This window comes from Hypericibacter sp. (assembly GCF_050729195.1).
In the GTDB taxonomy this organism is placed as follows: Bacteria; Pseudomonadota; Alphaproteobacteria; order Dongiales; family Dongiaceae; genus Hypericibacter.
The window spans coordinates 1-12,282 of the sequence record NZ_JBOHKS010000106.1; the positions used below are offsets into that span (position 1 = coordinate 1).

11 protein-coding genes are annotated in these 12,282 nt (G+C 64.1%); 8 read left to right on the forward strand and 3 right to left on the reverse strand.

Annotated elements, in window-relative coordinates; translation table 11 throughout:
- The 3 genes from ACREE8_RS07980 to ACREE8_RS07990 form a co-directional block, all read left to right on the forward strand.
- Positions 1 to 382: ABC transporter permease (locus tag ACREE8_RS07980; protein WP_431572452.1), on the forward strand; the 382-nt coding region annotated here is incomplete at its 5' end.
- Positions 382 to 1,197: an ABC transporter permease gene (locus ACREE8_RS07985; RefSeq protein WP_431572453.1), complete on the forward strand. Its 816-nt coding sequence runs from the start codon at positions 382 to 384 to the stop codon at positions 1,195 to 1,197. The genes ACREE8_RS07980 and ACREE8_RS07985, both read left to right, overlap by 1 nt.
- A gap of 32 nt (positions 1,198 to 1,229) precedes the next feature.
- The gene (locus tag ACREE8_RS07990) at positions 1,230 to 3,236 is read left to right on the forward strand and encodes a CocE/NonD family hydrolase (RefSeq protein WP_431572454.1); all 2,007 of its coding nucleotides are present in this window, start codon (positions 1,230 to 1,232) and stop codon (positions 3,234 to 3,236) included.
- A 28-nt stretch (positions 3,237 to 3,264) separates the two neighbouring features.
- Here the strand turns inward: ACREE8_RS07990 and ACREE8_RS07995 are convergent, their stop codons facing one another.
- Together ACREE8_RS07995 and ACREE8_RS08000 are read right to left on the reverse strand one after the other, a co-directional pair.
- Positions 3,265 to 4,188, reverse strand: a complete 924-nt coding sequence (locus ACREE8_RS07995; RefSeq protein ID WP_431572455.1) for a LysR substrate-binding domain-containing protein — start codon at positions 4,186 to 4,188, stop codon at positions 3,265 to 3,267.
- A 317-nt stretch (positions 4,189 to 4,505) separates the two neighbouring features.
- Positions 4,506 to 4,787 carry a hypothetical protein gene (locus ACREE8_RS08000; RefSeq protein ID WP_431572456.1) on the reverse strand — a complete coding sequence of 94 codons (282 nt, stop codon included), beginning with the start codon at positions 4,785 to 4,787 and terminating at the stop codon, positions 4,506 to 4,508.
- 180 nt (positions 4,788 to 4,967) lie between these two features.
- Between ACREE8_RS08000 and ACREE8_RS08005 the strand changes: the two genes are divergently transcribed.
- The 4 genes from ACREE8_RS08005 to ACREE8_RS08020 are packed head-to-tail and all read left to right on the forward strand — an operon-like array spanning position 4,968 to position 10,007.
- On the forward strand, positions 4,968 to 6,554 hold the full coding sequence (locus ACREE8_RS08005) for an ABC transporter substrate-binding protein (protein ID WP_431572457.1): 1,587 nt from the start codon (positions 4,968 to 4,970) through the stop codon (positions 6,552 to 6,554).
- Positions 6,555 to 6,596: 42 nt separating this feature from the next.
- Positions 6,597 to 7,544 carry an ABC transporter permease gene (locus ACREE8_RS08010; RefSeq protein WP_431572458.1) on the forward strand — a complete coding sequence of 316 codons (948 nt, stop codon included), beginning with the start codon at positions 6,597 to 6,599 and terminating at the stop codon, positions 7,542 to 7,544.
- Positions 7,545 to 7,554: 10 nt separating this feature from the next.
- Positions 7,555 to 8,388, forward strand: coding sequence for an ABC transporter permease (locus tag ACREE8_RS08015; protein WP_431572459.1), 834 nt, complete (start codon positions 7,555 to 7,557; stop codon positions 8,386 to 8,388).
- A gap of 5 nt (positions 8,389 to 8,393) precedes the next feature.
- Positions 8,394 to 10,007, forward strand: coding sequence for an ABC transporter ATP-binding protein (locus ACREE8_RS08020; protein ID WP_431572460.1), 1,614 nt, complete (start codon positions 8,394 to 8,396; stop codon positions 10,005 to 10,007).
- A 213-nt stretch (positions 10,008 to 10,220) separates the two neighbouring features.
- Here ACREE8_RS08020 and ACREE8_RS08025 read toward each other — a convergent pair whose 3' ends face one another.
- Positions 10,221 to 10,562 carry a hypothetical protein gene (locus tag ACREE8_RS08025; protein WP_431572461.1) on the reverse strand — a complete coding sequence of 114 codons (342 nt, stop codon included), beginning with the start codon at positions 10,560 to 10,562 and terminating at the stop codon, positions 10,221 to 10,223.
- A 110-nt stretch (positions 10,563 to 10,672) separates the two neighbouring features.
- Here ACREE8_RS08025 and ACREE8_RS08030 point away from each other — a divergent pair, with 110 nt between their 5' ends.
- The gene (locus ACREE8_RS08030; protein WP_431572462.1) at positions 10,673 to 12,253 is read left to right on the forward strand and encodes an ABC transporter substrate-binding protein; all 1,581 of its coding nucleotides are present in this window, start codon (positions 10,673 to 10,675) and stop codon (positions 12,251 to 12,253) included.
- Positions 12,254 to 12,282: the final 29 nt, after the last annotated feature.

The following is a 12,282-nucleotide window of genomic DNA, read 5'->3' on the forward strand; positions in this document are numbered from 1 at the left end:
GGTCTACAGCCTGCTGGCCTTCACGATTTTCACGATCTATCTCTCGATCGACCAGATCGACCGCTCGCTCATCCTCGCCGCCTATGACGCCGGCGCCGGCAAGTTCCGCGCCTTCTGGGAGGTAACGCTGCCGCTCTGCCGCCCCGGCATCTGGGCCGGCGTGGTGCTGGTGTTCCTGCTGGCGGTCGGCGTCTTCCTCGAGCCCAAGGTGCTGGGTGGCGGCAAGTCGCCGATGTCGGCGGAGCTGATCCGTCAGACTTTCGAGACCCGCGTGAACTGGCCCCTGGGCGCCGCCCTCACCTTCGTGCTGATGGCGGCGGCGGTGTTCTTCATCCTGCTCTTCAACCGGGTCTATTCGCTCAAGCGCTCGATGGTGGCCTGATGAACCACCGCGTCGAAGCCCGGCTGGTCGAAATCATCCTTTACGGCTCGGTCGCGGCCGTCCTCGTCTTCTTCTATCTGCCGATCTTCACCCTGATCGCCTTCTCCTTTCATGAGGGGCGCTATCTGATACTGCCGTTCGACGGGTTCTCGCTCGACTGGTATGCGGCCCTTCTCGACAACGCCAATGCCAGGGTGGCGCTCGTCAACTCGACCGTCATCGGGCTCATCTCCATGGTCGCGAGCACGATCTTCGGCACCCTGGCGGGCATCGTGGCGGTGCGTTATCGCTTTCCGGGCAAGAAGCCCTTCCTCGGCCTGTCGGCCGCACCCCTGATCTTCCCGCAGCTCCTGCTCGGCATCGTGCTGCTGCTGTGGTTCTCGGTGCTGGGGCGCTGGCTCGACTTCAACAACGGCGTGACCACGGCGATCATCGGCCATGTCGTCTATATCACCCCCTTTGCCATGGTGATCGTGGCGGTCCAGGTGTTCAATTTCGACGCCACGCTCGAGGATGCGGCGCGCGACTGCGGCGCCGGCGATTGGGAGGTCTATCGTTATGTCACGATCCCGCTGCTCTGGCCGGGGATCTTCTCGGCCGCGATCTTCGCCTTCCTGCTGTCCTGGGGTAATTTCTACCTGACCTACAGCCTCGCCGGCTCGACCCGCACGCTCCCCACCTTCGTCTTCAGCGGCATCGCCACCGGCTCCTCGCCGCTCTATCCGGCGATGGCGACGGTCGTCTTCATTCCGGGTATCCTGCTGGTGATGCTGGCGGATGCCTTGCGCCGGCGCGCCGCCCGCGGCGGCGTCTGACCGCGTCGCTCAAAACCGCCTGACCCGAGGACATGATGACGGATCGCTTCCATAACACCGTGCGCGAGATCGAGAACGCCTGGATCGAGCTCAAGGATGGCTGCCGCCTGGCGGCGCGCATCTGGCTGCCGGAAGGCGCCGAGGCGAAGAAGGTGCCGGCCATTCTCGAATATCTGCCCTATCGCAAGCGCGACGGCACCGCCGTGCGCGACCAGCTCACCCATCCCTATTTCGCCGCCCACGGCTATGCCTCCTTGCGCGTCGACATGCGCGGCAATGGTGAGTCCGATGGGGTGATGTGGGATGAATATCTGAAGCAGGAGCAGGACGACGCGATCGAGGTGATCGACTGGATCGCGCGCCAGCCCTGGTCAACCGGCAAGGTCGGGATGATCGGCATCTCCTGGGGCGGCTTCAACGGGCTCCAGGTCGCGGCCCGCCGCCCTGAGCCCCTGAAGGCCGTGGTCTCGATCTGCTCGACCGCCGACCGCTATGCCGATGACATCCATTACAAGGGCGGCTGCCAGCTCAACGAGAATCTCGGCTGGTCCTCGACCATGTTCGCATATTCCTCGCGGCCGCCCGATCCGGCGCTGGTCGGCGACCGCTGGCGCGAGATCTGGATGGAGCGGCTGGAGAACGAGCCGCTCCTGATCAAGAACTGGCTGGAGCATCAGCGCCGCGATGCCTACTGGAAACATGGCTCGGTCTGCGAGGACTGGAACGCGATCGAGGCGGCGGTGCTGGCCGTCGGCGGCTGGGCCGACGCCTATCGCAACGCGCCGCTCCAGCTCCTCGCCAATCTCAAGGCGCCCTGCAAGGCGCTGATCGGCCCGTGGCTGCATAAATATCCGCATTTCGCCGTGCCGGCGCCGCGCATCGGCTTCCTGCAGGAATGCCTGCGCTGGTGGGATCACTGGCTCAAGGGTATCGACACCGGCGTGATGAAGGAGCCGGATGTGCGCGCCTATATGCAGGACAGCGTGCCCGCCAGCACCTTCTACAAGGAACGGCCCGGCCGCTGGATCGCCGAGCCTTCCTGGCCCTCGCCCCATATCAAGCCGCTGACCCTGGCGATGAATGCCAACGGGCTGGCGCCGCAGGCGGGACCCGAGACGGCAATGGAGCTCGCCTCGCCGCAGACCACGGGCTCGGTCGGCGGCGAATATTGCGCCATCTGGCTGGGGCCGGAATCGCCGGGCGACCAGCGCGTCGACGATGCGGGCTCGCTCTGCTTCGACAGTGCGCCGTTGAAAGCGCCGCTCGAGATCTTCGGCACGCCCGAGATCGAGCTCGAGCTCGCGATCGACAAGCCGCAGGGCTTCGTCTGCGTCCGCCTCTGTGATGTCTGGCCCGACGGCCAGTCGGTCCGGGTGAGCTATGGCTTCCTCAATCTCGCCCATCGCGACAGCCATGAGCATCCGAGCCCGGTGCCGGTGGGCCAGCGGCTCAAGGTGAAGGTCAAACTCGACGATTGCGCCCATGCCTTCCGCAAAGGCAACCGCCTGCGGATTGCGGTCTCGACCAGCTATTGGCCAATGATCTGGCCCTCGCCCGAGCCGGTGCATCTCACGCTCCATGCCGGAAAATGCCGGGCGATCCTCCCCGAACGTCCGCATCGGACCGAAACCGCGCCCCATTTCGAGGCGCCCGACAGCGCCCCGCCGCTCCAGCTCGAAACCGTGCGCAAGGGATCGAATGTCCGCCGTCTCGAGCAGGATCTGGGCTCGGGCGAATGGAAGCTCGTCATCGAGGATGATTTCGGCGAGACCCGCGACACCACCCATGGCCTCGTCAGCGGCGGTGCCGGCCGCGAGACTTGGCGGGTCCATCCCGACGACCCGCTGCAGGCGGTGGGCGAGACCCATTGGACCATGACCGTGTCGCGGCCGGGCTGGTCGACCCGGACCGAGACCTATTGCCGGCTCCGGGCCGATCGCACCCGATTCTTCCTGGAAGCGCGGCTCGAGGCCTATGAGGGCGACAAGCTGGTGCTCGAGCGCGAATGGAACAGCGAGCATCCGCGCGAGATGATGTAGGGGTCGGCTGCGAAGGGACGCTTGGGGCTCACCCCTTGATGGGCTTGATGGCGCGGGCCTGGGCTTCGATCCAGTCCTGAAGCAGCTTCGTCGCCGGCGAGGCGGGCCGGTTCATCGGCAGCAGCTGGTAATAGCCACCGGCGGCGGGGACGCTGCCGGGCACCGCCGGCACCAGCGTCCCGCGCGTCAGATGATCGATGATGAGGCCCCGCCAGCCCAGCATGACGCCATGGCTTTCGACCGCGGCCTGCATCGCCATCATGTAATTGTTGAAGCGCTCGGAACGGCCGCGGGCCGGCTCGGTGATGCCCATCTTGGCGAACCAGATCGGCCAGGTCTCCCAGCTGCGATTGTCGCTCTCGGTATGGATCAGGCGCTCTGCCAGCAGATCCGCCGGCCGCTTCATCTCGGGCCGCTCGGCCCGATAGCTGGGGCTGCAAACCGGGATGATGTCGTCGCCGAACAGCAGGGTCGAGGCGTAGCCCGGCCAGTCGCCGGGCCCGTAGAGCACCACCAGGTCGAGATCGTCCTCGAGCCGGTCGACCAGCCGGTCCGCCACGATATAGCGCAGCGCGATATCGGGATTGGCGACGCTGAAGCTGGGGATCCGCGGCATCAGCCAGAGCGAGGCGAAGGCGATGGTGGAGCCGACCGTGACCTGGCGCGGATCGGAACCGACCGCCAGCTCGCGGCAGGCCTGGCCGATCTGACTCAAACCGTCGAACAGCGCGCGATGCAGCGTCACCCCTTGCGGGGTGAGGCGCACCCGTCGATGGAACCGCTCGAAGAGCGCGCAGCCGAGATGCTCCTCCAGCTTGCGGACCTGCCGGCTGATGGCGGCCACGGTGACGTTGAGCTCGGCCGCCGCCAGAGTGATGGACTGATGGCGGGCCGCGGCCTCGAACGCCACGAGGCTGTTGGCAGGCGGCAGCTGAGGGTCGGATTGGGCCATAAACTCAGGTCAACCAAACATTGATATTTTTGGGAGTTTACTGCCGAATAGCGGCCATGCAAGTTTGGCATATCGTAAATATTCGGGCGCGAAGGGAGCCTGCGGGTGGGCTCGGAGCCATGGAAGTGGCTCGTCCTATCGGCTTCACGAGGGTCGGAGACGGCAGCCGGCGTCGGCGCGCCGGCGGTCGTAACCAACCCTCATCAGCGCGGGAAAGCGCCGAATTCCGCCGGGAGTGCAGCTTGGGGCCGTCATGATCGGCCGGTAAGACGTCAATCATGCTGTGGCAACAGGGAAAGCCCGTGCCATAGTTCGCCTCAAATAATAAGCCGCTCGTGGGAGTGCGGCACTCGGATGAACCCCACCGAAGCATGGGAGGCTTCAATGATCGACTTCGGACATCGGTGCGCGAGAACCGCGAACCGCCGGCAGGCCCGCATCATGGGTTCGGCCGCGCGGCGAGCTTCGGCTTGACCTGCGCCCTCGCCATCAAGATCGCCTTTCCGGCTCTCTAGCCCGGTCTGACGATCCGCCGAATGCCGAATCGTCTCATGCACGATCTTACGATGCACGCCGTCTTGGTTCGCGGCGGCTTTCACCCTGCTGCGCTCTCGATCGGGCCGATCGCCCGGAGCGGGACCGCAGGGTCGCTCGAACCGAAGGCCGGCTCTCCCCACGCGACGCTGTCGCCGCCGGGGGATGCCGGTCGAGAGAACTGACCGCCGGTTGGACATGGTGCCCTTCCGGTTTGGCCGAAAATCGATGGGAGATATCGAGCAATGAACGAATGGGAACGGCTCCAACAGGCGGCCCTGACGGGCAGGGCCAGCCGACGTGAGTTCCTGCGCGGCGCGGCTGCGCTGGGCATCACGACCGCGCTCAGCAGCGGAATCATGGTGAAGGCGGGTTGGGCCGCCGAACCGAAAAAGGGCGGCACCCTTCGCATGGGCATGGAAGGCGGCTCGCCCAGCGACTCGCTCGATCCCCGCACCTATGCGGACTCGGTCATGATCGCGGCCTCGCTGGCCGTCATGAACTGCCTGATCGAGTTCGATACGGCCGGCAACCCGACCGGCGAGTTGTTCGAAAGCTGGGACGTGAAGCCCGGCGCTGCCGAATGGGTCTTCAATGTCCGCCAGGGCATCAAATTCTCGAACGGCAAGACGCTCGACGCCGAAGACTGCATCTACTCGATCCAGATCCATCGCGGCGAAACCAAGTCGCCGGCGAAGGGCATCCTCGAGCAGATCAAGGAAATCAAGGCGATCTCGCCGACCCAGGTCGGCATCACCCTCTCCTCCGGCAATGCCGACTTCCCGGTCATCCTCGGCGACTACCATCTCGTGGTGGTTCCGAAGGATTTCACCGACTGGCAGAAGCCGATCGGCACCGGCGCCTACACGCTCGAGAGCTTCGAGCCGGGTGTGCGCCTGGTCTTCAAGAATCGCGGCGACTATTGGAAGCCCGGCCGCGGCAATTTCGACACGGTCGAGCTGCGCAACATCCAGGACGTTGCGGCCCGCACGGCGGCCCTGCAGTCGGGTGAAGTCGATGCGGTCAACCGTCTCGACGCCCGTACCGTGAAGCTGCTGATGCAGGATGCGAGCCTCAACGTCGTCCGCACCAAGGGCACCGGCAACCGCTTCTGCTTCGTGACCCGCGTGACCGACAAGCCGTTCGACAACAAGGATCTGCGCACGGCCCTGAAATATGGCATCGACCGCGAGAAGATCATCGAGTCCGTCTATAACGGCTATGCCGTCCCGGGCAACGATCACAATCTCGACGCGCTCAATCCCTTCTACAACACCGAGATGCCGCAGCGGAAATACGACCCGGAAAAGGCCGCGTTCTTCTTCAAGAAGGCCGGTCTCAGCGCCAATACCGCGATCGAACTGCAGACCTCGGAAGGAGCCTGGGGCTCGGCCGTCGACTGCGCCTCGCTCTATCAGCAGGCGCTCAAGAAGGCCGGCATCAATCTCGACGTGAAGAAGGTCTCGGCTGACGGCTACTGGGACAATGTCTGGCTGAAGGTGCCCTTCTGCGCCGTGTATTGGGGCCGCCGCATGTCGGCCGACCAGGCCTTCACCCAGGTCTTCGGCGAGGCGTCCGACTGGAACGACACGAACTGGAAGGTTCCGGCGTTCCAGAAGCTCATCAAGGACGCCCGCGTCGAAACCGACCAGGCCAAGCGCAAGGAGATGTACTGGAAAGCCCAGGAGATGATCGCCGACGATGACGGCTTCATCTGCTTCGCCATCACGGACTATCTCGACGGCTACTCGAAGAAGGTCATGGGCAACGAGCCGCACGCCCGCTATGACCTGAACGACAACCGTATCGCCGAAAAAGGCTGGTTCGCGTAATCCAGCTCAACTGAAATCACTGCCAATCCCGGGGGCGACTCCATGTTTCGATTGATCTTAAGTCGGGTCGCCCTCGGGCTTGTTACGCTGCTTGCCGTCAGTCTCCTGATTTTCATCGCAACCGAGGTGCTGCCGGGCGACGTCGCCAGCGCCGTGCTGGGCCAGGGCGCCACGCCCGAAACGCTGGCCGTCTTCCGGCATGAGCTCGGCCTCGACCGGCCGGCTTATGTCCGCTACCTCGAATGGCTCTTCAACGCGCTGCGCGGCGATTTCGGCGTCGCCCTCACCAACAAGCGCGATATCGTCACCTCGATCTCGCCCAAATTCGACAACACCATGTTCCTCGCGGGCTATGCCGCGCTGATCGCGGTGCCGCTCGCGGTCGGGCTCGGGATCGTCGCCGCGATCAATGAAGGGAAATGGATCGATCGCGCCGCCAATATCGTGTCGCTGGCGGCCATCTCCTTCCCCGAATTCTTCATCGCCTATGTCCTGATCCTGTTCCTGGCGGTGCGGGCCCACTGGTTCCCGGTCCTCTCGACGGTCTTCTCCGACATGAGCCTGGGCCAGCGCCTCTATGTGGTGGCGTTGCCCGCGGTCACCCTCACCATGCTGGTGACGGCGCATATGCTGCGCATGACCCGCTCCTCGGTGCTGTCGATCATGTCGCAGCCCTATATCGAGATGGCGTTCCTGAAAGGGTTGAAACGATCGCGCGTGGTCTTCGTCCATGCGCTCCCCAACGCCGCCGCGCCGATCATCACCGTGATCGCCCTCAATCTCGCCTATCTGATCGTCGGCGTGGTCGTGATCGAGACCGTGTTCGTCTATCCCGGCATCGGGCAGTTCATGGTCGACGGCGTGACGAAGCGCGATCTGCCGGTCGTGCAGGCCTGCGGCCTGGTCTTCGCCGGCGCCTTCGTCATTCTCAACACGATCGCGGACGTTCTGGCCATTCTGGTCAATCCAAGACTGCGTAAGGCGCGGTAGGGGCGGGGCAATGCGGATCTTCGGATATAAGCCGACTGTCTCGGCCTGGATCGGAATTGTCATCGTCGGCATTTTCGTCTTCGCCGCCATCTTCGCGCCCTGGATCGCGCCCTATGGCGAGGCGGATTCGGTATCCGACACCTGGAGCCCCGCTTCGGCGGATTTCTGGTTGGGAACCGACAATATCGGCCGCGACCTGCTTTCGCGCGTGATCTATGGCGCGCGAACCACGATCGGCGTCGCGCTGGTCACGACCGTGCTGTCATTCTGCCTCGGCACCACCGCCGGGCTTCTGGCGGCGGTGAGCGGCAAAGTCGTCGACCAGGTCCTGTCGCGCATCGTCGATGTCATGCTCTCGATCCCGCTGCTGGTCTTCGCACTGATGATCCTGTCGATGTTCGGCTCGTCGCTCGGCACCCTCATCCTGACGATCGCGATCCTCGATTCGACGCGCGTGTTCCGGCTGGCGCGTTCGGTAGCGGTGAATATCGTGGTTCTGGACTATGTCGAGGTCGCCCGCCTGCGCGGCGAGGGCCTGCCCTGGATCATCCGCCGCGAGGTCCTGCCCAACGCGATGCCGCCGATGATCTCGGAGTTCGGCTTGCGCTTCTGTTTCAATTTTCTTTTCGTCGCCGGCCTGAGCTTCCTCGGCCTCGGGATCCAGCCGCCGCTCGCCGACTGGGGCGGGATGGTGCGGGATAATGCGCGCGCCATCGGCTTCGGCCTGCCGGCGCCGATCTGGCCGGCTCTCGCCATCGCGCTGATGACGATCGGCGTCAATCTGATCGTCGACTGGATCCTGTCGATCAATGCCCGGCCTTCCGGCGCCTCGGCGGAGATGTGAGCCCCGTGACCGAATCAGTTCTCAAGATCACGAATCTCCGGATCGAATCGATCCATGGCGCGGTCCTGGTCGACAATGTCTCGCTGGAGCTGAAGCGGGGCGAGGTGCTGGGGCTGATCGGCGAAAGCGGCGCCGGCAAATCCACCATCGGCCTCGGCTCCATGGTCTATGCGCGGGCCGGCTGTCGGATTACCGGCGGCACGGTCGAGATCGACGGCGAGAGCGTGCGCGACCTGTCGGCGGAAGGGCGCCGCGATCTTCGCGGCAAACGCATCGCCTATATCGCCCAGAGCGCCGCCGCCTCCTTCAATCCGGCCTATCGCATCATCGACCAGGTCTGCGAGATGCCGGTCAAGCATGGCTTGATGACCAAGCCGGAGGCGAAGGCCTGGGCCGTCGAGCTGTTCAAGGCGCTCGATCTGCCGGATCCGGAGAAGTTCGGCAGCCGCTATCCCCATCAGGCCTCGGGCGGCCAGCTGCAGCGCGCCATGACGGCCATGGCGATGTCCTGCCGTCCCGACATCCTGGTGTTCGACGAGCCCACCACGGCCCTCGACGTGACGACACAGATCGAGGTCCTGGCCCTGATCAAGAAGCTGATCCAGAACTACAACACGGCCGCGCTCTACATCTCCCACGACCTCGCCGTGGTCGCCCAGGTGGCCGACCGGATCATGGTGCTGCGCCATGGCAAGATGGTGGAGCTGGGGACCACCAAGCAGATCCTGCTGGCGCCGACCACCGATTACGCGCGCGCCCTGGTGTCGGAGCGCAAGGCCGCGGACAAGCTCTCGATCGAGGCCGGGACCGTCCATGGCGAGCCGCTGCTCAATGTGCAGAACGTGATCGGCCAGTATGAGCATTTCATCGCGGTCAAGAATGTCACCATCTCGGTGGCGAAGGGCGAGACGGTGGCTGTGGTCGGCGAATCCGGCTCCGGCAAAAGCTCGCTGGCCCGCCTCATCGTCGGGCTGCTGGCGCGCAAATCGGGTTCCGTGCGGTTCGGCGGCGAAGAGCTGCCGCCGGCCCTGAAGCAGCGCAGCAAGGACAATCTCCGGCGAGTCCAGTTCATCTATCAGCAGCCGGATATCGCCCTCAATCCGCGCCAGACGATCGGCGAGGTTATCGGCCGGCCGATCAAATTCTATTTCAACCATCCATCGGCCGAGGTGAAGCAGCGTGTCGCCCAGCTGCTGAAGCAGGTTGGTCTGCCGGAAGATTACGCGAAGCGCCTGACGACCGCCTTGTCCGGCGGCCAGAAGCAGCGCGTCTGCATCGCCCGCGCGCTTGCGGCCGAGCCCGATCTCATCATCTGCGACGAGCCCACCTCGGCCCTCGACCAGCTGGTGGCCGAAGACATCCTGAAGCTCCTGAAGAAGCTGCAGGATGAGCTCGGCGTGGCTTATCTCTTCATCACCCACGATCTCGGCATCGTGCGCCGGATCGCGCATCGCACCGCCGTCATGCTGCGCGGCGAGATCGTCGATCAGGGACCGACGCCCAAGATTTTCACGCCGCCCTTCCATCCCTACACCGAGCGCCTGCTCTCCTCGGTGCCGGAGATGCGCACCGAATGGCTCGAGGAAATCCTGAGCAAGCGAAGCCGCAAGACCGGTTGACGCGCCAACGCGCTCGCTGCTTCTTTCTCCCATCGCTGCCTGATGATCGGAAATCCGCGGATTGCCGCCGGGTATCGGTCGTCACGCGAAAGCTGACGCAAGCCGAATCCGTCCGGATCGGCCATAAATTCAGATCAACCAAACATTGATATTTTTGAGAGTTTACCGGCGAATAGCCCCCATGCAACTTTGGCATATCGTCAATTTTGCAGCTCAGACGGAGCCGACGGGTTGGTTGTCGAACCCCGCACTCGGTCCATCGCTTTCGACCGAGGGGCAGCCCCCCGGCGCCATCGCTGCGCCGGCCGGCTCGGATGCAATCTGCGGGCGCGTTTCATCCTTGAACCGGTATCGATCGAGCAGAGACCGAGGCGTCGGGGCATAGCCCGCGATGCGGGTCTGCCTCGCCGCCGGATGCCGTCGCGCAATGCCGTCAAACCGTCTTCTGATTTCACGATCATGCGCGCGCGTCGCGCGCCGATTCGGATTTACGAACGCGTTCGCATTCGCAAAGGAGATACGCCAGCAGTCTGTCTCGTCGGTCAGATAACCCATTGGCCTATGGTGACGGGAGAGCCCGTGCCATAGTCCGCGTCAAATCATAAGCCGTCAGTGGGAGTGCGGCGCTTCATCAAGACCCCACCGAAGCATGGGAGGCTTCAACAATGAGCGAACTCGAATATTGGAAATCGCGGCTTGCAAGCGGGAACGTCAGCCGTCGCGAATTCATCGGCCGTGCCGCCGCTCTGGGCGTCACCACGGCCCTCGCCACCACCATGGCCAGCAAGATCGCGGGCGCCGCGCCCAAGAAGGGCGGCTCGCTGAAGATGGCGCTGGGTCACGGCGCCACCACCGATTCGCTGGATCCGGCAACCTATCCGGATCAGTTCACCGGCACGATCGGCGGCTCGATCGGCAGCGCGCTCACCCTGATCAACGCCAAGGGCGAGATCGAAGGCGACCTCGCCGAGACCATGGAACCCTCCAAGGGCGCCAGCGTGTGGGTCTTCAAGCTCCGCAAGGGCGTGACCTTCCATAACGGCAAGGATGTCACCGCCGACGACGTGATCGCGTCCTTCCGCCACCATATGGGCAAGGACTCGAAGTCGGCGGCGAAGTCGATCCTCGACCCCATCACCGACATCAAGGCCGATGGCAAGAACACGGTCATCTTCACGCTGAGCGCGGGCAGCGCCGACTTCCCGTTCCTCACCAGCGATTACCATCTGCCGATCATGCCGGCGAAGGACAATGACGTCGATTGGCAGTCGGGCATCCGCAGCGGCGCCTTCATCCTCGAGAAGTTCGATCCGGGCGTGGTCTGCAAGATGAAGCGGAACCCGAACTTCTATCGCGACGTCTACATCGACGAATGCGAGATCAGGAGCATCTCCGACGTCACGGCGCGCACCAACGCATTGACGACGGGCGAGGTCCAGTTCATCGACCGCTGCGACTTGAAGACCCTGGGACTCCTGCAGCGCAACAAGGATCTCAAGATCCTCGAGACCACGGGCTATGCCCATTACGTGCTGCCGATGCTCACGAACGTGGCGCCCTTCGACAACGTCCATGTCCGCACCGCGCTCAAATACGCCATCGACCGGGAAGACATCCTGAAGAAGGTGTTCCAGGGCCATGGCACCGTCGGCAACGACGATCCGATCGCGCCGGTCATCCAGTACGCGATCGACCCGCAGCCGAAATACACCTACGACCCCGACAAGGCGAAATTCCACCTGAAGGCGGCCGGCCTTTCCAATCTGACGGTCGACCTTTCGGCGGCCGATGCCGCCTTCGCCGGCGCCGTCGACGTGGCGGTGCTCTATAAGGAGCATGCCTCCAAGGCCGGCATCGACATCAACGTGGTCCGCGAGCCGAACGATGGCTATTGGGACAATGTCTGGATGAAGAAGAGCTGGTGCGCGTCCTACTGGAACGGCCGCCCCACCTGCGACTGGATGTTCACCACCGCCTACGCCGCCGACGCAGCCTGGAACGACACGGCCTGGAAGAACGACCGCTTCAACGAGTTGCTGGTCGCGAGCCGTTCCGAGACGGACAGCAAGACGCGCCAGACCAACTACGCGGAAATGCAGCAGCTGCTGCATGACGATGGCGGCGTGATCGTGCTGTGCTTCAACAACTATGTCAGTGCCCATACCAACAAGCTCGATCATGGCGATGTCGCGTCCAACTGGGACGTCGACGGCATGAAGCTTCCCGAGCGTTGGTGGTTCGCGTAAGAAGCTGAGGTCGGGGGCGCCGCGCCGGG